Raw genomic sequence first — 24,083 nt, 5'->3', positions numbered from 1 at the left:
CTGTTATTTTGTAGACAAGGCATCAGCAGCTGGCGCCGCTCCCGCCTTAAATTATTTTGGCTCTATTTTGCACTGCCCGGCAGTGTTTACACAAAATTTGGGACAGACCTCGCTGCGACGTCTGCGAATTTCTGAACGTGCAATATTCTTATGGCAAAGCCTGTCCTATTTTTTGTGCTTTGCTCTGCTATGGATGACTGAGGTGATTATCATTACCTTGCTATGTCAATATTATCTCACACAGCCTGCGGCGGGCATTACATCAAATCAGACATTATTTCTCGCATTTTATCGCAGTGACTTCCTGCATAGTATATTGCCGCTTGAGGAGATCAGTCGATGGATCTATCTGCTCATCACATTTGGGACGCTGTCTTTTACGACGGCTGGGGCAACGGTACGGAAACGTTACGGCGGGAATATTCGAAATAATGTGCCTCTTTCTCTTACGGTTGCTTCCATGCTGTTTTACTTTGTAAGACCGCTTGGCAGCTTGGCATCAGACGTAATTTTGAGTTTATTACATACAGCTCTCATTCTTTACACACTGTGGGATGTGTGGTTCAATGCGGAAGAGGTGATAAGCGATGAAAATGATTGACCTTTCCAAGTTCGCACCGCCGGGTACGATAATCAAAGAAGAAGCCAAACGATTAGGGCTTGGTCTTGCTGCGGCAACGTGCATTGCCGTGCTGATTTATGGCGTCAGTTTGCGTGATGCTTATGACTTTTTGTTTGATCGTGTCGGTGGCGATCGCGTGCTGCGACCCGATGCCATGATGATGCCTTTTAACGTTCTCCTCGGTCAATCACTATCATTTTTTTACATTATGGCGCTGTGTTCACTGTTAGCAGCCGTATTTTATCATTTGAGCTACTATATGGGAAGCAAAAGCATCTACTTGATGCGCCGCCTGCCGCAACGCTGGGAACTGATACGACGTGATTTTACACTACCGCTGATCGGTGCACTCATCAGCTTGCTTGCAGCATTTCTATTAAAACTGCTGTTTTTGGCAGCGTACTATATTGTCACACCAACACAATGTCTACCGACATGGTAGGGAGGGGGATTTGTGATGCTGGAAATCAAGAACGTGAGCAAAAGCTATTCGCTGAGTCAGCGTCTGCGCGGCAAACAAGCATTGCAGCAGGTCGACTTGTCATTTAAGCCGGGTGAGATCGTCGGACTCTTCGGAGAAAACGGTGCGGGCAAAACAACACTGATGAAATGTATCCTTGGATTTTTGCGTTATGACGGATCCATTACTCTGGACAATGCGCCGATTACGCATAATAATATCGAGCGATTGTCATTTGCGACGAGTGAGCACTCATTTTTTCCGACTCTTTCTGCCGAAGCACACCGGCAATTTTACAAGGAGCATTTCCCACAGTTCATTGATAAGCGTTTTACTGGGCTGATGGAATTTTTCGAGCTGCCGATGCACAAACCACTACATAGTTTTTCAACCGGACAGAAAAATCAGTTCGAAGTCATTCTTGCTCTATGTCAAGGCGCAGATTATATCCTGATGGATGAACCGTTCGCCGGAAACGACGTATTTAACCGTGAAGATTTCTACAAAGTCTTGCTTGGTATCCTTGAACCACATGAAACAATCCTCCTATCCACGCATCTGATCGAAGAGGTCTCTAACTTTATCAGCCGTGCGGTACTGATTCGACAGGGGCAGATCGTAGGAGATGTGTTGGCTTCCGAACTAGAAGATAGAAGTACCAGTCTGATGGACTATATCAAACAGACCTATCATTACAGCGCCGACCGTGTCAGCCGTGCGCTGGACGATATCACTGGCGGGGAGGAATGAGCCATGCGCAAAGCCTTTGGTTTGATGGCTGTGCTATTGTTTCTGGGTGGCGCTGCGATGGGTTGGTGTGTGAAAACAGTGTATGCGTCACATGATCAGGTCCAGTTTACGGAAAACGTATTGGCGGGAGATTCTGCCGCTGCGGATGGTCTATCGATCCAGATGCATGCCACCTACGGTGGGCAGCTGTTTTGGGATTCTACCATGCTGCTGCAAAGGGATGAGCCGCCGATCACGCAGACGGCATATCACTTTTTTAATACCGAACAAGAAGAGGAATCGGAAGAATCTTATCGAGGTATTGAACTGTATTCCGATCTCGGTTCCAGTGGGAGCAACTTTCTGGATATACCGAAAAACAAGCGTACCGGCTTGGATCTTGCCTATCAGGAGCTGTATGATAGCGCAAAACCCGGTCAGGAAGCGCAGAAAACCATTAATGTTGCGGATTATTGCAAGTATTATCCGCTCGCCGGGTTTATCAGTTTGAAAGGAATCCAGCAGGATTTTGGCATTTGGAGCACCACCGTTCCGGGATATGATGCATCGATACAAAATAAACTGGAGGAATTTTTCCGTATCCCAGTACTTCCGAACGAGAAACTCACAATTTCATTGGAAAAAGACAGCGCTGGGATGGTTTACTCATCAGGTACGAATTCGAACGAAGGTGAGCAGTTCAATTTTTATACACAAGGAATTGTTACACCGGAAACCATTTATTTTTCTTTCAATAATCGTACAAACCAAAACCATATCGTGGATACCAGCCTGATTCCGGGGGGATATGGAATTTATGCGATGAATTACACAGCAGGAAAAGTGCAGCATCAAGGAAATGCAATACAAACACTAGAAAATGGCCGTTTGCATCTTGACAGTCTGCAGCTTGTGTATCCGATTGACCCAAAAGAGGAGTTTCTTGACCTGTGTCAGTGGTCGGATGGGAAAACATTACTTTTGTACACGCGAGAAAATAATGTATACTACTTAACTGTGATTTCGATGGATACCATGCAGCAGATACAACGGCTAGTACTTCAAGCAACACAAAACGGAAGCGGATTGCTGTACTTGTTGCCAGAAAGCAAAAATTTTATCGTTACCATTATTGACAAAACCGCAACGGTATTGCTGCCAGACAAAGATGGAAAATTCCATATTGATATGCAAACAACCAATACATTGGATTATCAATATCTGCCGAGGAACATAGACAGCAGTGCGATAGATTACCAGGATGGTAAGCTGGCATTGGCGGGTGAAAGTTATGATCGCTATAGTGGAATGATGCAGACAGGTTTTGATGTAGTTGTCTGTGATCGAAACGGATTGCAACTTTGGGCACAATATCAAAGCAGCCTACAAAACGATTTGACAGGCGCTTACAATACCAGTGAAATCGTGCGGCTATTGTACAATCATCCAATTAGAGTGACATGGCAATGAAGAAACTCCGGATACGCCAGCGTTGGAATGTATCCGGAGTTTCTAATTCGTTTTTTGGGATTTACCATCCCCTTAATTATACAAAACTTTTCTTTTGTATAATTATATATATTGAATTTAGAAGGCTATTTACTCTCCTGTACCACTCAAATCAACCACTACAATTTCCGGTGGATTGAACAATCGCGGCTTCCAATCACGTGCCAAACCGCGACCTACGATTTCAGTCATACTGCCACAGGTGTATTGGCCACCAGCATATTTCGGGAAAAATCCCTGATTGGGTGCAATCAAACCGTTGAGCAGATATGGGATGCGCCATTGACCGCCATGCGCATGTCCGCACAATACCAAGTCAAACGGATACTTTGCATACTCTGTGATATATTCAGGTCGATGCGCCAGCAACACACACAACTGCTTTTCGTCCAGATTTTGGAACTGTGATAAAGTACGTCGATATTCTTCCGATTCTCCGTATGAACGAGCCTGTTGAGTCCCTGTTGAGGCAGGATCATCCACACCGCACAGTATGAAACTGACTTCATTTATAGTTACGGTTTCTTGGTCGTTACGCAGAACGTGAACACCATATTGCTCAATCATATCAAAGATATCTTCCGCTTGACCGCTCCAGAATTCATGATTGCCCGACACATAATAGCAAGGTGCAATTTGAGTGATTTGCTGCAATAATTGTTCTGCTCCGTCGCGAGGAATCTTATCATCTACGATATCTCCACACAGCAAGATGCAGTCCGGTTGTTCGCGGATAATTCGCTCCATCAACTGACATTGGTTCTCTCCATAAATGCAGCTGTGCAAATCGGAAAGCATCAAAAGACGCATTCCCTGCCCTTCCTTCAATTTTTCAGTTTCCAGTGTATAATTTCGTGTCACCAAACCACACTGCAAACCCGCAATTCCAATACCAATCGCGCACAGCACAAATGCATGTATCCATCTTTTTCTTCTATCCATTACAACCTCCAGCATAAAAACAAAGGGACATAAACGTTTTCCGTCCATGTCCCCCATTTGTTTAGTTTTTAGTTGGCTTTTTGCCGCATATGAATTGCTATTTGCTTTGATTTGATGAAAACACTCAGTTTCTTATAGGCAACCATAGTTATAATCGTTAAAATAACACCTTTAATCAGATTAAACGGCAAAATTCCCAACAAAAGGTAGGCACCCATTCCATTGATTGCGGGGTTGACCGCTCGGCACATATCAAAAATAGCATCTAGATTCCACCCCATTCCATTGACATAAAACGGAATAATCAAGCAGTAATTTGTCAGCATGCCCATGCCGGCCATGGCGACAGAACCGCACAGACACCCTACAGCCGCCATTTTTCTGGACTTATGCGCACGATAAATAAGTACCGCAATGACAACCAACGTTGACAACATCAAAAAATCTGCCAATTCACCCGATCCTGCAGTTTGGCTCTGTGTCAAATGGATCAGATCTTTGATACCTATCATCGTAATAGCCGGACCAATGCCAAAGATGAATGCTCCAATCAAAACAACGGCCCCCGACAGATCCACCTTCAGAAACGGCGGCATGAACGGAATCGGAAATTCAAAATACATCAAAACGGTAGCGATGGCCGCAAATACTGCGGTATACGTAATTTTACTGGTTTTCGTCATGACTATCTTCTCCTTTGCAAGGAGTTCTGTTTGTTTGGGTAACAAAAAGCCCTTGGAACAATCCAAGGGCATGCAGACGTACCGAAATACACCTGTTTCTTTCATCCGGACTATAACCGTCGGTTGGGATTTACACCCATCATGCCTTTCGGCTCGCAGACTATCGGACAAACCGTCCGTATACTGCCGGTGGAGACTTTCACTCCGCCCTGAAACAGAACTATTTATTTATGATATTATTATAGGCTTATCTGCCATACTTGTCAATCCCCTACTGATATTCTATCAATGATCTCTTCCATTTCAGCCCGGCAAGAAACTGCATTGATAAATTCCAATAGCGCATTGGCCGTCATATGGGATGGTAAATCCAACGCTTTGAGCACTTCTGTACGACGTTTTACGCTGTTCGGTTGACCGGATAATCCCCATGCAAAAAAATCTGCCTTGCTGATTGGCTTTTTATCCTGTGCGGAAGAGTATGCTTCGTCCTCAAAAGTAGCGCCGGCACGACGCAACGCCTCCAAAATGACCTCTGGGCGCATCCCTTCTACCCCAAGCTTTCCTTCCTTTGAACCATGACGTTTGCGTCGCTCCTTGCCGACAACGTCCGGAATATATGCTTGCTTCACGCTTCCAGGCGGTAATGCTCCTTTTATATAATTGCGAATGACAAAACCAGCCCCATCGCTATCCGTCAACACAATTAAGCCACGTGATAACGCAATTTTTCGCAGTAAGCGGAGCTGGTCCTTATCATGAAAAATCCGAAAGCCCCCGCTTTCCAGCACAACTGCATCCACAACCTGACGGACCGTATTCACGTCGTAGCGTCCTTCTACTACAATTGCTTCACGAACTCGTATCACATTAGCCCTCCCTCAATGCGGATGCCATAGACAACAGCGTTAATTCAATCTGCTTTTGGCGATCCACCGCGCTGCCCTTTAGCGCAGCATCGGTTTGTGCGCACAGAGAAGCAACCTGACGCAGCCATTTTAGGGATACACGTCGTGCTGCGTTTTGTAACTGCTTGGCGTAATATGGAGATTTAGAGCCAATCATGTCCATCAGCTGTTTTTCTCCTCCACGCGCTTCCGCGCACAGCTTCGCCGCATATAAACGCTGAATATGGCGTGTGATTGTCGTAAAAATCATCACTTCATTGTTCTTCTGTGCAATCAAATCACCTACTAAAGACACTGCGCGTTCAAATTTTCCTGCTGTTATAGCATCGGTCAAATCAAAAACCACAGCATCTAAAATCGGTGAGCAGACTGCATCAATGTTGTATTTTTTGATTTCCCCCGTAGTGGTGTGAGCTGCAGCCTTTTCTATCTCTCCCGCCAAATTGGTCATAGAATTCCCACAAAGGAAAATCATGTACGACGCATCCTCCGGTGAGATGGCACAACCAAGCGCACGGGCGCGTCGCTCCAACCACGCAACCAGTTCACGCTCTTCCATGTGAGTAAACTCCACAAAACAAGCGACCTTTTGCAGCGTCTTATATAACTTTGTTCGTTTGTCTGGTTTACCATCCAAAATATCATAGTAGAACACCAGACAAACATAGTCTGGTAAATCTTCCAGTAATGCGGGCAGCACATCAGAGAAACCCGCTGGCGGTTTGAACAAATCAAAATCTGTCACGATGATGAGTTTCTTTTCCGACATTGCAGGATAACTGTCTACCGCCTCGGTAAGCTGCTCTGGAGTCAGCCCCTTTCCCTCTAATTCAATCCGATTAAAATCCGCAAATGTCGGATCAATGACTTTCTCTTTGAGCTGCTGCAAATAATATTCTTTTAGATAGCTTTCCTCGCCGTAGAGCACATAAAGCGATGCAAAAGTACCGTTTTTCAAATCCCGAAGCAGCTGTGACTTTCCGTTGGATTTAGTCTTTTCCTGTGGCATGTTTTCACTCCTTCACAAACTGCCGCACAATTTCTCCGGTTACATAAGGACTTTCTACAGGTAGTCCATGATATTGAGACAAAACTTCACCAAATCCAGCTTGTACAATAATTCTCTCTGCACCCATAGTATTTAATGCTTGCGTTAATAATTCATCGTCTTCCATATTTCTCTGCGAAAGGACAATCTCTGGTGCGGTAATTGACGATGATTCCAGAAAGGCCGCCAACTGCTTTTGCGTCGGACTGTGCAGAACCAAAATTTCGTTTGCAATTTTCACACCCAGTTTTCCATCTGCTACCGGAAAAACGGTGAGCGAGGCCGCACCAGTGTCCAATACCTCAGACTGATTGATTTCTTGTGCACCAACTTGGCCGCAAAGCTCCAGCAAATCCGTATTATACTTTGTTGCCTTGCACCCAGCAGGCATCAGAATCTGATTTACAGAAACCGTTTGCAGCAGCGAAGGCAAATCACGTGCGTGTCCCTTATCCACTGCTGTTAAAATCAAAGTGTCAATGTGGTCAATATTGTGATAACGCATCCATTCCTGTACCAGCTGTGCGGCATCACGATATCCACCATCGCCAGCGCAGTCAATTAATGTTGCATGCGTTGTATCAGAAACCAGAATAGCTTGTCCCGTGCCACAGGATAAATAGGTCACACGATAGGTTCGCTGATATTGATAAGTGCTCATGCCGCTGAGGACAATTAAGCACAAACAAAAAATCGGCAAAACAACTTTCCATTTGATGCGGCTACCCATCACCAGCCAGAGAAGGAGCACCGCAAAACAGAGAAATAGCGCCGCAAGTCCAAAACCGTCGCTCCAATTTACCATTCCATACGGAAGATTCGAAATGCGCTCGGCCATCCATAAAATATAATGTAGCGGTGGCTGTGTGACTGCGGATAAAACAGGCACTACGGCCGGACAAATCGCTGAAGCCACACAAATGAAAAAACCCGCAATAAAGCATACGGCAGTTACGCCAACCACCAATAAGTTACTGAGAACAGATAGGATTGAAATATAGCCGAAAGAAGAAAGCAGAATTGGTGCGGTAAAAATCGTTGCACAAACGGTACAAGATACGGCACCTACGAGAAAAGACAGCAGTTTGTGAAGAGGTTTCGGCAGCTTATGGAACAGATGCAGTATACGTGTCTGCATCTTTCCGGCAAGTAAAACCAATCCAAGAGTTGCCGCAAAAGACAGCTGCAAACTCAAGCCGGCAATTGCATACGGGTTTTGAATCAGCAGCAAGGCAAGTGCGGCGAATAACGAATTCAGGGTATCCGCTTCCCGTCTGGTTATAAACGCACCAGCTGCAATTAAATACATAATCGCAGCACGAATCACTGACGGCGATGCGCCCGCAATCGGTACAAACAGAAGAATGAGAGGAACCGACAGGTAGGTGCCTAGCCTGCGTCCGAAAAATAAATAACAAAACGCAACTAGAAAACCAACGTGCAGCCCAGACACGGCAACCAGATGGCTGAGTCCTGCAATACGCAAAGAAATGGTATCTGCATCCGACATCCCATCTGTGTTGCCAATCATCAGGCCGGTTAGCAAACCGGCTTCTCGCTCCGGCAAGGCATCCTCTATCGCCTGTTTGCAAAATCGTGCAATGCGCTGCGGCATCCAACGTGGTGAATCGTTCTCTGTCTGCAACACAGTGAACGACATTGGTGTATCGTCTTCGTTCTTTGTATACGAAGCAGCAATATAGCAGCCTTCCGATGCCTGGTATGCTGCGCGATCAAATCCCTCTGAATTCCCAGGCAGATAAAATCCAACGTTGACTTTAATTCGATCGCCGGCATAAAGCGGCGTTTCAGTCAGCGGCAAATAACAATACATGCGAAAGCTGCGAGGCAAAACATCATTATCCTCTACAGATAATTCCGCTCGCTGATTGTCGTCATATACTGCAGCATCCTGCAATACCGTTGCTGTGACTTCGGCATGCGTACCTGCCAATATACGGACAGGATCTACAAAAACAGATTGATATGCGGATAATCCGGTCAGAGCAAGAAATGCGGCTGCCAACATACAGCACAGTGTAAACAACTTATCATAATTTATTAACGCACCTGCGGCGGCTAAAGAAAGAGAAAGCAGCAAAAGAGAGAGACTGGGTTTTACACAAATATCTAGGCATACCGAGCAAAATATGGCCACAGCAGCTGCTGGAACCAGAAAAACAAGTGGCCGTTCCCGCATTTTATCTCCCCCTTCCCTATTTGATAAAAAAGAAGTGGCGGTAAGGCCACTTCTTTTACATTCAACCCGGAGGCCAGGTCATATCACGGCCGGAAAGCACATGGAAATGCAGATGGAACACGCTCTGCCCCGCCTGTTCTCCGATATTGGAAACCACGCGAAAACTATCCATTTTCATATCCACCGCAATTTTAGCGATTACCTCAAAACAATGTGCCACAATGGCGCTGTTGGAAGAATCTATTGCAACCACCGATTGGATATGCTGCTTGGGAATGACCAAAAAATGTGTGGGCGCTTGTGGATCAATGTCATAAAAAGCATAGCACAATTCGTCTTCATAAACCTTTTTCGAGGGAATATCCCCCGCAACGATTTTGCAGAACAGACAATCTTCCATTCAAACCGCTCCTTTCTGTGTTTTTATTATAGCGGATTTAGAGCAATGCTTCAACAATATTGTTGACCGCTTCCAGTGCTTCCTCCAGTTTTTCCGGCTGCTTGCCGCCGGCAGTTGCACTATCCGGACGGCCACCGCCGCCGCCGCCAACCATCTTAGCCACTTCCTTGATAATTTTTCCGGCATGGGCGCCCTTCTTAACGGCCTCCGCACCACAAACACACAGCAGGCTAATCTTGCCGTCATTCACAGCAGACAAAACAGCAACCATATTCGGTGCCTTTTCCTTGATGCCATCACCCATTGTACGCAATACATCGGCTGTAGCATCCTCCAGCTTGGTTGCAACTACATTCACGCCCTTGACATCACGCGAAATATTCAGCAGATCCACCATCTGCATGGATGCCACTCTGCTATTGAGCTTGTCAATCTTTTTGGTCATTGCACGCAGTTCGCCCACCGTCTGTTCTATCTTGGCGGGCAGCTCATTCGGCGAAGTCTTAAGTGCGGCCGACGCATCCGCTAACAACTGCTGACGTTCATTCAGATAAGCCAGTACCGCCTTACCGGTCACTGCTTCAATTCGGCGCACACCGGCTGCAACCGATGCTTCACCAATAATTTTAAACGCACCTGCCTTAGCCGTATTATCCAGATGTGTGCCGCCGCACAGCTCGATAGAATCACCAGCCTGTACGACACGCACAACCGCACCGTATTTTTCTCCAAACAGCGCCATTGCACCCTTCTTTTTTGCATCCTCAATGGACATTTCCTCGGTGATAACCGGGCTGCCAGCTAGAATCGCTTCGTTGACAAGCGTCTCAACCTGCGCCAGTTCTTCAGGTGTCAGCGCCGCAAAGTGTGTGAAATCAAAACGGATATGGTCATTAGCCGTGTAGGAGCCTGCCTGCTCGACATGGTCACCCAGTACTTTGCGCAGCGCCTTCTGAAGCAGATGAGTCGAAGTATGCGCACGGCAGATGGCCTGTCGGTATTCCGCATCCACCTTAGCCTGCACCTCATCTTCTACCGAAATTTCACCTTCGGTCACAACACCAATGTGCATATATTTCCCATCCTTGGTCTTCTGTACGTCAGAAACGGATACTACGCCGTTTTTGCCTTCCAGAATACCATGGTCACCAATCTGGCCGCCCATTTCCGCATAAAACGGCGTATGGTCGAGCACGACGGTAATCTTTTCGCCCTTGGCAGCAGCACCGGACGGTTCGCCCTCATTGACAATGGCCAGCACCTTTGCCGCTTCTCCCAGCGTCTCATAGCCATCAAAGCGGGTCTTAATAGACTTATCCAGGCCGAGATCCTCACTCTGCCAGCCCAAATCACCCATCTTCTTGCGATCCTCACGAGCGCGCTCACGCTGTTCGTTCATCAGACGGTCAAACTCATCGCGATTGGTAGTCATGCCCTGTTCTTCCAAAATTTCAAGAGTCAGGTCAATCGGGAAACCATAAGTGTCATACAGCTGGAATGCATCAGCTGCAGGCAGTTCCTTACCGTCCGCCGCTGCGATACGCTCGTTGAGGATGGAAAGACCGCTGTCAATCGTCTTATTGAAACTTGCTTCCTCGTTTTCAATAACCTTGTGAATATACTTCTGCTTCTCGACCAGTTCCGGATAAGCTCCACCCGATTCCTGAATTACGGTCGTTGCTACGTCAGAAAGGAACGGGCGGTCAATACCAAGCAGCTTACCATGACGCGCAGCACGACGCAACAAACGACGCAGCACATAGCCACGGCCCTCGTTAGACGGAATAACACCATCGCAGATCATCATAACGGTCGAACGGATATGATCGGTTACCACGCGCAGCGAAATATCGGTCTTTTCGCTGTCACCATAATGCTTGCCAGCAATTTCGGAAACTTTGTTGGTGATGTTGCGTACGGTATCCACATCAAACAGCGAACCCACGCCCTGCACCACACATGCCAAACGCTCCAGACCCATACCGGTATCGATGTTCTTCTGCTTCAGCTCAGTGTAGTTGCCGTGGCCATCATTATCGAACTGTGAGAATACGTTGTTCCAGACCTCCATATAGCGATCGCAGTCACAACCGACCGTACAGCCCGGCTTGCCACAGCCGTATTCCGGACCGCGGTCATAGTAAATCTCCGAACACGGGCCACACGGACCAGAGCCATGCTCCCAGAAATTATCCTCCTTGCCAAAGCGGAAGATGCGTTCAGCAGGAATACCGATTTGTTTATTCCAGATTTCAAACGCCTCATCATCATCCACATAGATAGACGGATACAAACGCTCCGGATCAATGCCAACCCATTCCGGGCTGGTCAGAAATTCCCAGCTCCATGCAATGGCTTCTTTTTTGAAATAATCACCGAAAGAGAAATTACCCAGCATCTCAAAAAAAGTGCCATGCCGTGCTGTCTTACCCACATTTTCAATATCGCCGGTGCGAATGCACTTTTGACAGGTGGTAACACGATGACACGGCGGCTCCTGCTCACCCGTAAAAAACGGCTTCATCGGCGCCATGCCGGAATTGATCAGCAGAAGCGACGGGTCGTTCTGCGGAATGAGAGAAAAGCTCGGCAGGCGAAGATGTCCTTTGGTTTCAAAAAACTTCAGATACATTTCGCGCAGCTCATTCAAACTTCTGTACTGCATATTTTTATCCTCCAAATTTTAGTTTACAAAGCAAAAAAGCTTCCGCCCACACTCTTTAGGGGCGAAAGCATTCTTCCACGGTACCACCCTAATTTGCGCCGCTGATGACGCATCTTAGTGATCGGATATCGCGGATCAGACGGTCTGCTTTCACAGACTGCTCGGAAGTGGCTGTCCTCCGGTTTGGCAAAGGGCTTGCACTCTCCCCTCTCGCTATATGCCAGATGCCGAAAAACTCGTTTCCTCATCGCATTATCATATTTGTTCTTATAAAAGTATATCATTTTATATTTTTTTGTCAACAGAAAAACCGACCATCAGGCCGGTTTTTCAGGAGAAAGAAAGAGAAATATTCAGTTATCATGTCGCATCCGGTCGGGTGACTTTTTTCACCCATTTCCAGCTGCGCAGTCGAATCACGACTGGAATTGCCTTATACAGCTGATCCCATTTGAGCAAGAAAAACACTACAACCGGCGCACACTTCCACCAGAATGCCGCCATCGCAGAAAATGGTACAATAATCAGCCACATGCTAATCAAATTCATCTTCGCACTGAAGGCCGTATCACCACCGCCTCGAATGATGCCGTTATCACAAGCCATCTGATAAGACGTACCTACGGTTGTGATGGAAAGCACCAACATAAACTGCATGGATAATTCATATGCCCGTTCGGTCAATGTGCCGCCAAACACCATCAAAATCGGCACGCGTAGAATAAAGATCAAAAATCCTGAACAGAGACCAATGCTGATGAACAATACCTGCAGCGTACGAACAAGCGGATGCAAGCGCTGCGCATTTCCAGAGCCAATGGTGCGCCCAACCACAATGCCAGAAGCGGACGCAGCGCCATACGCCACAACGGACAACACTTGAAAGACCTGTACTGCAATTGCATTCGCTGCTGTCACATCGCCACCAAGATGACCAAGAATTCCAGTCTGCACCATCTGTGCCAAGCCCCATAGCGCCTGATTGATGAGCACAGGAGAAGAAACGCGGGCATAGTCTCTCATGTAGCTGATATCAATGTGAAGCAGTTTTGTCAAAGTTAAATTGAGCTTGTGCTCTTTATATTTCAAATAATGAATAACAATCAATAGCTCCACGCACCGCGATACCAGTGTTGCAATCGCAGCACCGCGTACGCCCAGTTCTGGAAAGCCCAGATTGCCATAGATGAGGCAATAATTGAGACAAATGTTGATAACCAATGTAGAACCGGAAATGATATAACCAATTTTTACGATGCCAATCGAGCGAAGTGAAGCGACCAAAATATTGGTAACAGTAAAAATAATATACGTAAAACAGATAATTTGGAAATACTTTTGTCCCTCCACAATAACCGCACTGTCATTGGATAGCAAGCTCAAAAGCTGTGTGGGGAAAAATAATACCATGCCAAACAGAACGACTGCTAAGCTGCCGCCAAAACGCAACGCGACGCCAATTATATGGGGAATCGGTTGCAGATTTCCTTTCCCCCAGTACTGTGAGCCGAGCACAACCGCGCCCTCTCCAGCGCCTACTACCAGCATTTGCAGCAAATACTGCACCTGATTACACAAACTGACTCCACCCATGGCATCCTGACTATACCGGCCGAGCATTACGGTATCCATCATATTCACGCCATATGTCAATAGGTTTTGCAGCGCCAATGAAAGCGCTAAAATCATAAATGATTTATAAAATGTCTTTTCCTTTATCATCTTTAACACCTTATAAACATGCGTTTGTCATGGTCTTATCAGTATAAAGTTTATTTCTTACGTAAGCATACTGGATTTAACGCAGTTTTTCAATAATAAAACACTGCATTTTATTTATATTTTGTGCTATTATACATATAAGAGGTGATCACATTGAAAGTGAATAATGAACCGGGAGTGTTATCGCGTTCAGAACGCTTTTTTTCCACGCCGTCCGCAACCGCACGAACGCTGTTTTTCTATGTCACTCGTGTCGGACATTATTATTATGATGAACGATATGACTTTTCAGATACCTGTGATGCGGCCCGACAGGAGAGTCATAAGAATTTTTTTCTTGCGTTTATCCGTTCCGGCACTATTTTTTATGAGACAACACAGCAATTTGCGGCAGAACGCGGTCAAGTTGCATTGGTTGATTGCCATAAACCACATCACTTTTATACTGCGGGAGCGGCAGAGGCAATGTGGATTCATTTTGACGGTGCCAATGCCGCAGCCTTTTTCAATCAAATTATTGCCTTTCGAGGTGGTAAACAGGCTTTTACTCCGTCACCGGATGATAGAATCGAACAGGAAATGGCGCAAATCATCTCCGGATTACGCAGTGCCAATATCAGTGAAGTGGATTGTTCGCAGCGTATTTATCGTATCCTATGTGCACTTCTCTTTCCCTCATCGCCAACCAAAACCATTGCAGATGACAACGCCATATCTCAAGCAATTCACTATATCGACCAGCATTTATTTGAGCAAATCAGCGTAAGTCAGATTGCAGCGCATGTTCGTCTGAGTACTTCGCACTTTTCCAGATTGTTTCGCAGCGCAACCGGTTTTTCCCCTCACGAATATATCATGCTGCATCGAATCGACGAAGCAAAGGCATTACTGCAATCCACTTCCCTATCCGTAAAAGAGATTGCGTTTCGGGTTGGCTACCGCAGTGAAGTCAATTTCATTATTGCTTTTACGGACAAGACTGGTCTATCCCCCACACAATTTCGAAAAAATATTTTTTGAGTTTTATCAAAGCGCTTGCTTCACCTGACTTATCAAAAAAGAACAGTGTTAACATGGCTCCGTTGCATAAAAAAACGGCACCCACGATTGTGAGTGCCGTTTTTAAGCATTTGAGGAACAAGATTAGTACATTCCTGCCATATCCGGAGCCGCCGGAGCAGGTGCTACGGGTTCCTTCTTATCAGCAACCAAGCTTTCCGTGGTCAGAACCATGGACGCTACTGAAGCCGCGTTCTGCAACGCAGAGCGGTTAACCTTAGTCGGGTCAACGATACCATTGGAAATCATATCACCGTAAGTCTCCGTCGCTGCATCAAAACCATAGCCAACTTTACCGCAGTTCTTGACCTTATCTACAACAATTGCGCCCTCGATACCAGCGTTAAAGGCAATCTGCGCCATCGGTGCTTCCAAACCACGTGCAACAATCTGCATACCGGTCTTTTCATCGCCTTCTGCCGTCTCAGCCAGTGCTTCGACCGCTGCAATTGCGTTAACGTATGCAACGCCGCCGCCGGCAACGATACCTTCTTCCACTGCTGCGCGAGTCGCGTTCAGCGCATCCTCAATACGCAGCTTCTTTTCTTTCATTTCGGTCTCAGTGGCTGCACCAACCTTGATAACTGCAACACCGCCAGCCAGCTTTGCCAGACGCTCCTGCAGCTTCTCACGGTCAAAATCCGAAGTAGTACGCTCAATTGCACCACGGATTTCCGTTACACGGTTTGCAATAGCCTGCTTGTCTCCAGCGCCATCCACAATCGTGGTAGTTTCCTTGGTAACCTTGATCTGACGTGCAGAGCCAAGCATATCCATGGTTGCATCCTTCAGTTCGATGCCAACTTCCTCAGAAATAACCGTACCGCCAGTCAGGATAGCGATGTCGCGCAGCATATCCTTGCGGCGATCACCGAAGCCCGGTGCCTTAACTGCAACGCAAGTAAAGGTACCACGCAGGCGGTTGACAATCAAAGTGGACAGTGCCTCACCTTCAATATCCTCAGCGATAATGAGCAGCTTCTTGCCAGACTTAACAACCTGCTCCAGAATCGGCAGCAGTTCCTGAATGTTGGAAAGCTTCTTGTCGGTAATCAGCACGAGTGCATCATCCAAGTTTGCTTCCATCTTCTCGGTATCAGTGCACATATAGGGAGTGACGTAGCCACGATCAAACTGCATGCCTTCCACAACTTCGGAATAGGTCTCTGCAGTCTTAGACTCCTCAACCGTAATTACACCATCGGTAGAGACCTTCTCCATTGCCTCTGCAATCAGCTTGCCAATCTCATCATCACCGGAAGAAATCGCACCAACACGGGCAATATCATTAGTGCCGTCCACGGTCTTAGAATTCTTGGCGATTGCTTCCACCGCCGCATTAACCGCCTTGGAGATACCGCGGCGCATCACCATCGGGTTTGCACCAGCTGCAACGTTCTTCAGGCCCTCACGCACAAATGCCTGCGCCAGAACGGTTGCCGTCGTGGTACCGTCACCAGCCACATCGTTGGTCTTAGTTGCAACTTCCTTGACCAGCTGTGCACCCATGTTCTCATACGGATCTTCCAACTCGATCTCCTTGGCAATAGTCACACCGTCGTTCGTAATCAGCGGCGCACCATACTTCTTGTCGAGTACAACATTACGGCCCTTCGGACCAATCGTAACCTTTACCGTATCAGCGAGCTGATCGATGCCGCGCTGCAGAGCCTTGCGCGCATCCTCGCCGTAAATAAGCTGTTTTGCCATGATATATTACCTCCTGAAATACCGGTTCTTACTCAACGATTGCAAGAATATCGCTCTGGCGAACAATAATATATTTTTCGCCGTCCAGTTTTACCTCAGTGCCGGTGTACTTGCCGGTGATGACCTTCTGTCCCTTCTGAACTTCCATCTTAATTTCCTTGCCATCTACCACGCCACCCGGGCCTACTTCAATAATCTCAGCAACCTGCGGCTTTTCCTGCGCCGATGCAGTAAGAATAATTCCGCTGGCAGTAGTCTCCTCTGCCTCTACCATCTTGATCACAACACGATCGCAAAGGGGTTTGAGTTTCATAACGGATGCCTCCTATGAAAAATAATATTAACAAAGCCACTGTTTAGCACTCATGTAACCAGAGTGCTAACTCGACTATTATATTACATCAACTCTTGCCAATTGGCAAGAGGTTTTTTGGAAAATCCGTCAAAAAATTTATGAATTTTTTATGAATTGACTGGATATATTTTTTCACTTAGCAATTCAGTGTTTCGAGTGCTTAAAATACATATGCAGCTCGCATTTGATCATGCCATTATAGAGTTTTCTGCGCTTATCAGCCTTTCTTCCAAAACAACGTTCAAATAAGGGATCTGAACTGAGAATATACTGCTTCATTGGGGATTTTTCAACCGCAAGCCCAAACTTCTGGTATAATACCTCTGCTTCCTGCAGGTCAAGCAGGCGTTCACCATAAGGCGGATTTGCGATTAGCACTCCATTCCGAGCATAATCTCGTGCAACAGCATCTGCTTGTTCAAAAAACACCGTATTGGCCACACCCGCTTTTCGTGCATTCTCAATTGACAGCTGCACACAGGCAGAATCGATATCGCTGCCAACAATATCAAAACGCGCGCTGCCATCAGACATACCAATGGCATCTTCCCGCGCTTGACGCCAGACGGACGCATCAAAACAAGTCCATTTTTCCGCATCAAATGCGCGCATCAGGCCTGGCGCACGCCGCTGCGCAATCATAGCAGCCTCAATTGCAATCGTACCCGACCCACAGAACGGATCGAGAAACGGTTCTCTTCCTCGCCAGCGAGCCACCTTAACCAGTGCCGCTGCCAGCGTTTCCCGCAGCGGTGCCGCGTTGCTGTTAGCACGATAGCCGCGCTTATGCAGACCCGCGCCCGAAGTATCCAGGTACAGTTCCGCCGTATCACGCATAATTGCAAACTGGATCTGGTATTTAGCGCCGCTTTCCTCAAACCAGCTTTGATGATAGCATTCCCCCAGTCGGGATACCACCGCTTTTTTTATTATCTTCTGGCAGTCCGGTACAGAGTGCAGCGCAGAATTCAAGCTATGTCCTTTAACCGGAAACGCAGCGTCTTTAGGAATAAACTGCTCCCACGGCAGCGCGCGTACTCCCTCAAATAGTTGATCGAATGTTTTGGCAGGAAACATGCCCAGCCGAATCAATACACGCTCCGCACAGCGTAAATTGAGATTGGCCCATGCCAGTGTATTTTCGTCTCCTTCAAACAGTACGCGACCGTTTTCAGCATGTACATCACTCAATTTTCCGCCAAATCGCAACTCATCCGCCACAATGCCTTCCAGTCCGAATAGCGTCGGGCAACACATGGTTAATTCCATGTCATGTACTCCCCCTTTTCTCCTACAAAAAGGCTCCTGCCGGAATCGCGGGCAGGAGCCGTCATATTATGTGTTTATCTTATCTGTTTCATGCACATTTGTCAAGCGGTTCACCACATATGCAGCCTAGGCAAATACGGTTTTTCGATTCGTTTGGATAAATAATATAGTAACCGAATTCCCATTAGGCGCAGCACAATGATATAGAGAATTCCCACACTGACAACCGTACACGCCAGCACCGTGATATCGGAATAACAAATCTGCGAAAACATCTGATAGAAAACACGCGTCCAAAAGAACAACGCTGTTCCGCAAAACAATGGAACGCCAAATCTTCGAATTGGTCGCAACGAAAAGCCCACTTTCCGATAAAGAATAATAAAATTCAGGAGAAAAGCTGCGACTCCGGTAATTAACATAGCGATAAGATATCCATATATACCCATCCACGGAAACGCACACCAACGATACATCAAGAGCACCTGACACAGCTCTGCTCCCACCGAGATTACTACATTCCAATGCTGCAGGCCAAGTGCATTGAGAAGACTACCAGATGCCATTTGATAATAGCAGACCATTGCTGTAGCACCCAAAAGCGACACATAGGGCACACTCAGCGATTGTCCGAAAAACAACACACTGAGTTTAGGTGCAAGCGGAATCAAAACCGCAGTTGCCGGCACTGCAATCAGGCCAACCGTTGTTATTGCTCTGCCAACCAATGCCCGTACCCGTTTGCAATTTCCTATGGCTTGCGCCCCTGTCACAGCCGGTAACAATGCAGTACAAACCGAGCTGACCAAGGCGATGGGAAGCAGCAACAACGGCATCGCCATGCCGGACAGGACTCCCAGCGCGGATAACGCCTGTTCATAACTTAGTCCGGCAACCATCAACCGTTTAGGCAACAGAATTGAACCGGCCGAACTAATCACATTGCCCAGCAAAGCCGATGCGGAAACAGGAAATGCAATAAAGAAAAACTGACGTACCGTTTCTCTTTCCATCGATACTTGTTTCACATTTGGCATTTTCCAGTTTCGAAACAGAACGCTCAAAAAAGCAGCACTAAATATCTCGCTGATTACCATACCAGCAAATATCAACATGGCAATGGTGCCATAGTCCTTACCTTGATACTGGTAAAGCAAAAACCAAACCGTGGCAATACGAATCAACTGTTCACAAACCTCAGAAGTTGCTGCGTATTGCATCCGTTCCAAACCAATGAACAGTGATTTAAAGATATTCTCTATACCAGTCAGCGCAAGGCAAAGCAGCATAAATGGAAACGCACGTGCACAGCGGCCATCACCCAAAATATCAGATGCGATCCACTTTCCTCCCAGCAACAAACACGCTCCACAAAACATGCAAACCGAAAAGAAAACCAGAAAGGCCAACCGCAAAATCATACCAATCTTGCCCCGTTCACCTCGTGCCTCGCTTGCAGCACTCAGTCTAGAGCATGCCATGGTAATGCCGGACAGGCATCCAGCGTTACACACCAAATAAACAGAATGAACCAACCGGTAAACACCAAGACCTTCTGCACCTGCATAATGACTGAGCAGAACACGATACAGGAATCCAAGCGCCTGCAGTACAATATTCCCGCAGGCCAGAACACCTGCTGCATATAGAATGGTCTTTTTCTGAATTATCACAGCAAACCCCCATTTCAAAACAAAGTATGCTATGAAAAGCAGAAATATGAATCTAAAAGCCGGATTCACACAAGGAATCCGGCTTTTAGATTATTAAATTCGTTTGCTCATTTTCTCACTGTACTCTGCACGGAAAGCAGCAAACGTGCCGTTGTCCAGCGCATCTCGAATTTCCTGCATCAAATGATTATAGAACCAAAGGTTATGCATCACCAACAGGCGCTGCGACAACATTTCTCCACTCTTGAGCAAGTGCCTCAGATACGCACGCGAGAACCTACGACAGGTCGGACACTGGCAGCCCTCCTCAATCGGACGGTCATCCGTTTGATATTTGGCATTCATAATGTTGAGAACGCCGTTATGTGTAAACAAATGTCCATGCCGCGCATTTCTGGTTGGCATCACGCAGTCAAAGAAGTCGACTCCTCTGGCAACGGCTTCAATAATATTAGAAGGTGTACCCACCCCCATCAGATAGCGCGGTTTGTTTACCGGCGCATGCGGCAAAACTACATCCAGAATGTGATACATTACTTCAGTACTCTCACCAACTGCCAGACCGCCAATAGCATAACCAGGCAAATCCAACTCAACAATCTGCTGCATATGCTCGATTCTCAGGTCATCATAGGTACCGCCCTGATTGATACCAAACAGCATTTGATGCGGGTTCACCGTATCCGGCAAACTATTCAAGCGCTCCAATTCTGTTTTGCAGCGTCTGAGCCAGCGAGTTGTACGATCAATTGAATTCTTCACATATTCCCGCGGTGCCGGATTTTCAATACATTCATCAAAAGCCATTGCAATATCCGAACCAAGGTTGGATTGAATGCGCATGCTCTCTTCCGGCCCCATGAAGATCTTACGGCCATCAACATGGGAATGGAAGGTAACGCCTTCCTCCTTAATTTTTCGAAGCGTCGCAAGTGAAAACACTTGAAACCCACCCGAATCAGTCAGCATTGGCCCATCCCAACGCATAAAACGATGCAAGCCGCCCATTTGCTTCACAATCTGATCTCCCGGGCGCACATGTAGATGATACGTGTTGGAAAGCTCAATCTGACAGCCCAGTTCTTTCAAATCGAACGCGTCGACGGCCCCCTTAATAGCACCGGCAGTTCCAACATTTTGGAACACCGGCGTTTGCACGGTGCCATGCGCCGTGCAAAACACGCCTCTTCTAGCATTTCCTTCGGTTTTCAACAATTCAAATGTTCCGATTTGCATAATTCCCTCTTCCCATACGGTGTAATGCCACGTATATTTTGTCCTATCTTAAAAAATCAGCATGGAATCTCCAAAAGAGAAAAAACGATACTCTTCCTCGATTGCCTGACGATAGGCTTCCATAATCATTTCACGAGTGGCAAAGGCAGAAATGAGCATCATTAAGGTACTTTCCGGCAGATGGAAGTTGGTAACTAGATGATCGACCGCTTTGAAATGATACCCCGGATAGATGAAAATATCCGTCCAGCCCGATTGCGGCCGCACATTTCCATTTACGTCTGCAATTGTTTCCAAGGTACGGCAGGCTGTTGTTCCAACCGCCCAAATTTTCCCGCCATTTTTCCGAGTGACGTTAATCTGTTCGGCAGTCTGCTCGTCCATGATATAGTATTCCGAATGCATCACATGATCCGTGATTTCTTCTTCTTTGACGGGGCGAAACGTACCAAGACCGACGTGCAGTGTCACGAACGCAAGCTTCACGCCCTTTTCTCGTAAACTCTCAAGCAGCTCAGGTGTAAAATGCAGTCCCGCAGTCGGAGCTGCAGCAGAACCAGGTGTCTTTGAATATACCGTCTGATATCGCTCTGGATCATCCAGCTTCTCCTTGATATAGGGCGGCAATGGCATAGTACCGAGTTTATCGAGAATCTCCAGAAAAATACCATCGTAATGGAAACGAATCAAACGATTACCGTCCGGCTGTACCGCCTCTACCGTAGCGGTCAATATTCCATCACCGAAAACCAACTCTACGCCCTCGCGTGTTTTGCGTCCCGGACGAGTCAGACATTCCCACAGGCCGTCCCCCTTATCAGTCAGCAGTAAAACCTCAATTGGTGTTGTCTTACCAACCGCATGCCCCATCAATCGTGCCGGGATAACACGGGAATTGTTAAACACCATGCAGTCCCCCGGTTGAACGTACTCCAGTAAATCCCGGAAGTGACGGTGTGACACCGAACCGTCGGCCCTGTCAAGTACAAGCAAACGTGACGCATCCCGCTGCTTCAACGGGTGCTGTGCAATCAAACGCTCCGGCAAATCAAAATAAAAATCGCTTTTTTTCATTGTAAAAGCATGGGCGCTCACGCGGAGCGCCCATGCCATACGCCTCCTTTACGGTAGGTTTGTCAACCGGCAATCGAAATACCGGTATAATAAAATTTCAGAATTTCTTCGTAGGTAAAGCCTTGCTTCGCCATCGCATATGCGCCCCACTGGCTCATACCAACACTATGTCCCCAGCCCGAGCCGGTAAAAGTATAGCTGACAGGCGGAACCGTAGGTTCCGGGGTCGGATCCGGGACTGCCGGACCCTCCGGGTCCTCTGATGCAGACGAATTCGAATCGATCACAACGGTCTGCTTGTCCGTATCATAGTCTACACCAAAACCTAATACACTACCTACATCACGCAATTTATAATAATTATTACCATTGACCAGATAGCCTGTCAGAGACACTGTTTTCCCATCCAGCACAATCGTCGCACTTGACGGCATACAGCTTGTGATCTGCGAAGACACCGAATCGGTCATCTCGCCGCCTACTGCCTGATATGACTTGCCACTGGTCAACACGATACGGCTGTTTTCAGAATCCCATGTTATATTAAACTGACTGTCTGTACCGTTCAATATGTAAGCAATATCGCGCAGCTTGTAATAATTGTTGTCCTCAATGTTATAGCCTTGCGGTGCTACAGATTTTCCATCCAACGTCACCTTATGCGTAGACGGACTGATTTTCAGACTTGTGCTTTTCGGCAGGGCCGCGGAAGCTGACTGGGTCGTATTTGGCTTGATGGTATAGCGAATACTGTTCAATCCAAAAACCGTGCGCACACTGTCACGCTGAATGGTCACCTTTTTCCCATCCGTATCAGTTACTGTAACCTCATTCACGTTGTCAGTATCCGTGCGTTTCGTTACTGCAACATTGGCCACCGTACCAATCGTATAGCCCGCATTCAGCAGCTTCTGACGCACCTCTGCAGCTGTCAAGGTTACGCTCCAAGAGCTGTCATAGGTTTCATAGGGATCAACCTTGCCTTGCAGATAAGGGTAGTCGCCTCCCCAAACATTGGCCGCATCCTCTGTGGCACCGCCATCCGAAGAGAAGAAATAACCGATGACCAGTTCACCGTCATACGACAAATACTCACCACGTGTTGCTTCTACCGCAGCATCGGATTCCGCTGTAGCAAGATTTGTACCAAGATACATCTGGCAGTTCGTGGTGTTGCACAAATCATATCCAGCACTCGTATGCTTATGCGTGCCAAGCGCGAAGGAACGTGCACACACCGCCTGTGCTTTCTGCGCTTCTGCCGGCCAATCTGCACTGATTTCGTACGGTAAAACACCCTTCACATAATCTTCCAAGCCGACATAATTTATAACTGTAAGGTTGTTGCCGGAAGCACGACGATATACAAAGTCGCCATTCCATTTATAACCCTTAAACCAGGTCAATGCACTGTTCGGACGAATTGCCAGATGATCCGCCCCCTGCTGCGATGTATACAGTACTTTTCCGGTTGCAGTATCACTCACCTGAAAAGCATCATTTACCAACTGAATTGTCAGCTGGGAAGAGGAAATCGACGTACTGCCGGAAAAAGTGGTACCCTGCATTTGTCCGAGTGTATAACCAGTTGGCTCTCCAGATACATTTTCCAGTTTAGGGTCTGCAAAGCTGCTTGCACCGCTGATTGTCAAACCAACACGCAGTATAACATTAGTATCCACCGCAGAGGCCGGAACCACACATAGGCCTCCAAACGATATGATAATACAAAGCAGCAAGGAAACGATCCTTTTCATTATTTCAACTCCTTCTAATTTTTTGTGCGTTCTATTGACAAATAAATTGCCTTACCTTACAA

The 24,083-nt window shown here is 47.0% G+C and carries 20 protein-coding genes and 1 riboswitch; of the genes, 5 read left to right on the top strand and 15 right to left on the bottom strand.

Annotated elements, in window-relative coordinates:
* The 4 genes from ACTQ34_RS05475 to ACTQ34_RS05460 all read left to right on the top strand — a co-directional run.
* Positions 1–601, top strand: a 601-nt coding sequence (locus ACTQ34_RS05475; protein WP_441362873.1) for a hypothetical protein, incomplete at its 5' end; no start/stop codon positions are given.
* Positions 588–1,064 carry a hypothetical protein gene (locus ACTQ34_RS05470; protein ID WP_441362872.1) on the top strand — a complete coding sequence of 159 codons (477 nt, stop codon included), beginning with the start codon at positions 588–590 and terminating at the stop codon, positions 1,062–1,064. The genes ACTQ34_RS05475 and ACTQ34_RS05470, both read left to right, overlap by 14 nt.
* Before the next feature lie 15 nt (positions 1,065–1,079).
* Complete coding sequence (locus ACTQ34_RS05465; protein ID WP_441362871.1) at positions 1,080–1,832, top strand: ATP-binding cassette domain-containing protein; 753 nt, start codon at positions 1,080–1,082, stop codon at positions 1,830–1,832.
* A 3-nt stretch (positions 1,833–1,835) separates the two neighbouring features.
* Positions 1,836–3,281: a hypothetical protein gene (locus tag ACTQ34_RS05460; RefSeq protein WP_441362870.1), complete on the top strand. Its 1,446-nt coding sequence runs from the start codon at positions 1,836–1,838 to the stop codon at positions 3,279–3,281.
* A gap of 129 nt (positions 3,282–3,410) precedes the next feature.
* Here ACTQ34_RS05460 and ACTQ34_RS05455 read toward each other — a convergent pair whose 3' ends face one another.
* From ACTQ34_RS05455 to ACTQ34_RS05420, 8 genes are all read right to left on the bottom strand, one after another.
* On the bottom strand, positions 3,411–4,310 hold the full coding sequence (locus ACTQ34_RS05455; RefSeq protein WP_441362869.1) for a metallophosphoesterase: 900 nt from the start codon (positions 4,308–4,310) through the stop codon (positions 3,411–3,413).
* A 20-nt stretch (positions 4,311–4,330) separates the two neighbouring features.
* On the bottom strand, positions 4,331–4,945 hold the full coding sequence (locus ACTQ34_RS05450; protein ID WP_373166620.1) for an ECF transporter S component: 615 nt from the start codon (positions 4,943–4,945) through the stop codon (positions 4,331–4,333).
* 89 nt (positions 4,946–5,034) lie between these two features.
* Positions 5,035–5,166: riboswitch (FMN riboswitch) on the bottom strand.
* Positions 5,167–5,208: 42 nt separating this feature from the next.
* Complete coding sequence (locus ACTQ34_RS05445; RefSeq protein WP_441362868.1) at positions 5,209–5,814, bottom strand: toprim domain-containing protein; 606 nt, start codon at positions 5,812–5,814, stop codon at positions 5,209–5,211.
* A 1-nt stretch (position 5,815) separates the two neighbouring features.
* A complete protein-coding gene (holA, locus tag ACTQ34_RS05440; RefSeq protein ID WP_441362867.1) occupies positions 5,816–6,811 on the bottom strand; it encodes a DNA polymerase III subunit delta in 996 nt (331 codons plus the stop codon).
* A gap of 55 nt (positions 6,812–6,866) precedes the next feature.
* Positions 6,867–9,101 carry a ComEC/Rec2 family competence protein gene (locus ACTQ34_RS05435; protein WP_441362866.1) on the bottom strand — a complete coding sequence of 745 codons (2,235 nt, stop codon included), beginning with the start codon at positions 9,099–9,101 and terminating at the stop codon, positions 6,867–6,869.
* A 61-nt stretch (positions 9,102–9,162) separates the two neighbouring features.
* Positions 9,163–9,501 carry a histidine triad nucleotide-binding protein gene (locus ACTQ34_RS05430; RefSeq protein ID WP_441362865.1) on the bottom strand — a complete coding sequence of 113 codons (339 nt, stop codon included), beginning with the start codon at positions 9,499–9,501 and terminating at the stop codon, positions 9,163–9,165.
* 37 nt (positions 9,502–9,538) lie between these two features.
* Complete coding sequence (gene alaS / locus ACTQ34_RS05425; protein WP_441362864.1) at positions 9,539–12,166, bottom strand: alanine--tRNA ligase; 2,628 nt, start codon at positions 12,164–12,166, stop codon at positions 9,539–9,541.
* A gap of 360 nt (positions 12,167–12,526) precedes the next feature.
* Positions 12,527–13,888 (bottom strand): MATE family efflux transporter, encoded by a 1,362-nt coding sequence (locus ACTQ34_RS05420; protein ID WP_441362863.1) that lies wholly within the window; start codon positions 13,886–13,888, stop codon positions 12,527–12,529.
* A 159-nt stretch (positions 13,889–14,047) separates the two neighbouring features.
* Here ACTQ34_RS05420 and ACTQ34_RS05415 point away from each other — a divergent pair, with 159 nt between their 5' ends.
* Positions 14,048–14,908, top strand: a complete 861-nt coding sequence (locus tag ACTQ34_RS05415; protein WP_441362877.1) for a helix-turn-helix domain-containing protein — start codon at positions 14,048–14,050, stop codon at positions 14,906–14,908.
* Between the two features lie 123 nt (positions 14,909–15,031).
* Here the strand turns inward: ACTQ34_RS05415 and groL are convergent, their stop codons facing one another.
* The 7 genes from groL to ACTQ34_RS05380 all read right to left on the bottom strand — a co-directional run bounded on the left by groL (position 15,032) and on the right by ACTQ34_RS05380 (position 24,021).
* Entirely contained in the window at positions 15,032–16,657 is a 1,626-nt protein-coding gene (groL, locus tag ACTQ34_RS05410; protein ID WP_441362862.1) for a chaperonin GroEL, read from the bottom strand.
* A gap of 28 nt (positions 16,658–16,685) precedes the next feature.
* Positions 16,686–16,970, bottom strand: a complete 285-nt coding sequence (locus ACTQ34_RS05405; protein ID WP_110436870.1) for a co-chaperone GroES — start codon at positions 16,968–16,970, stop codon at positions 16,686–16,688.
* A gap of 186 nt (positions 16,971–17,156) precedes the next feature.
* Positions 17,157–18,281 carry a THUMP domain-containing class I SAM-dependent RNA methyltransferase gene (locus ACTQ34_RS05400; protein ID WP_441362861.1) on the bottom strand — a complete coding sequence of 375 codons (1,125 nt, stop codon included), beginning with the start codon at positions 18,279–18,281 and terminating at the stop codon, positions 17,157–17,159.
* A gap of 110 nt (positions 18,282–18,391) precedes the next feature.
* Positions 18,392–19,954, bottom strand: coding sequence for an oligosaccharide flippase family protein (locus ACTQ34_RS05395; RefSeq protein ID WP_441362860.1), 1,563 nt, complete (start codon positions 19,952–19,954; stop codon positions 18,392–18,394).
* 93 nt (positions 19,955–20,047) lie between these two features.
* Positions 20,048–21,190: a tRNA guanosine(34) transglycosylase Tgt gene (gene tgt, locus ACTQ34_RS05390; protein ID WP_441362859.1), complete on the bottom strand. Its 1,143-nt coding sequence runs from the start codon at positions 21,188–21,190 to the stop codon at positions 20,048–20,050.
* 48 nt (positions 21,191–21,238) lie between these two features.
* On the bottom strand, positions 21,239–22,264 hold the full coding sequence (queA, locus tag ACTQ34_RS05385) for a tRNA preQ1(34) S-adenosylmethionine ribosyltransferase-isomerase QueA (protein WP_441362876.1): 1,026 nt from the start codon (positions 22,262–22,264) through the stop codon (positions 21,239–21,241).
* Positions 22,265–22,326: 62 nt separating this feature from the next.
* A complete protein-coding gene (locus ACTQ34_RS05380; protein WP_441362858.1) occupies positions 22,327–24,021 on the bottom strand; it encodes a SpoIID/LytB domain-containing protein in 1,695 nt (564 codons plus the stop codon).
* Positions 24,022–24,083: the final 62 nt, after the last annotated feature.

It is taken from the genome of Agathobaculum sp. LCP25S3_E8 (assembly GCF_052117165.1).
In the GTDB taxonomy this organism is placed as follows: domain Bacteria; phylum Bacillota; class Clostridia; order Oscillospirales; family Butyricicoccaceae; genus Agathobaculum.
This window is presented reverse-complemented; position numbering and strand designations above follow the sequence as displayed.

Coding starts and splice junctions, on each gene's coding strand:
- ACTQ34_RS05470 (WP_441362872.1), top strand. CDS start 588: ATGAAAATGATTGACCTTTCCAAGTTCGCACCGCCGGGTACGATAATC.
- ACTQ34_RS05465 (WP_441362871.1), top strand. CDS start 1,080: ATGCTGGAAATCAAGAACGTGAGCAAAAGCTATTCGCTGAGTCAGCGT.
- ACTQ34_RS05460 (WP_441362870.1), top strand. CDS start 1,836: ATGCGCAAAGCCTTTGGTTTGATGGCTGTGCTATTGTTTCTGGGTGGC.
- ACTQ34_RS05455 (WP_441362869.1), bottom strand. CDS start 4,310: ATGGACGGAAAACGTTTATGTCCCTTTGTTTTTATGCTGGAGGTTGTA.
- ACTQ34_RS05450 (WP_373166620.1), bottom strand. CDS start 4,945: ATGACGAAAACCAGTAAAATTACGTATACCGCAGTATTTGCGGCCATC.
- ACTQ34_RS05435 (WP_441362866.1), bottom strand. CDS start 9,101: ATGCGGGAACGGCCACTTGTTTTTCTGGTTCCAGCAGCTGCTGTGGCC.
- ACTQ34_RS05430 (WP_441362865.1), bottom strand. CDS start 9,501: ATGGAAGATTGTCTGTTCTGCAAAATCGTTGCGGGGGATATTCCCTCG.
- alaS (WP_441362864.1), bottom strand. CDS start 12,166: ATGCAGTACAGAAGTTTGAATGAGCTGCGCGAAATGTATCTGAAGTTT.
- ACTQ34_RS05420 (WP_441362863.1), bottom strand. CDS start 13,888: ATGATAAAGGAAAAGACATTTTATAAATCATTTATGATTTTAGCGCTT.
- groL (WP_441362862.1), bottom strand. CDS start 16,657: ATGGCAAAACAGCTTATTTACGGCGAGGATGCGCGCAAGGCTCTGCAG.
- ACTQ34_RS05405 (WP_110436870.1), bottom strand. CDS start 16,970: ATGAAACTCAAACCCCTTTGCGATCGTGTTGTGATCAAGATGGTAGAG.
- ACTQ34_RS05400 (WP_441362861.1), bottom strand. CDS start 18,281: ATGGAATTAACCATGTGTTGCCCGACGCTATTCGGACTGGAAGGCATT.
- tgt (WP_441362859.1), bottom strand. CDS start 21,190: ATGCAAATCGGAACATTTGAATTGTTGAAAACCGAAGGAAATGCTAGA.
- queA (WP_441362876.1), bottom strand. CDS start 22,264: ATGAAAAAAAGCGATTTTTATTTTGATTTGCCGGAGCGTTTGATTGCA.
- ACTQ34_RS05380 (WP_441362858.1), bottom strand. CDS start 24,021: ATGAAAAGGATCGTTTCCTTGCTGCTTTGTATTATCATATCGTTTGGA.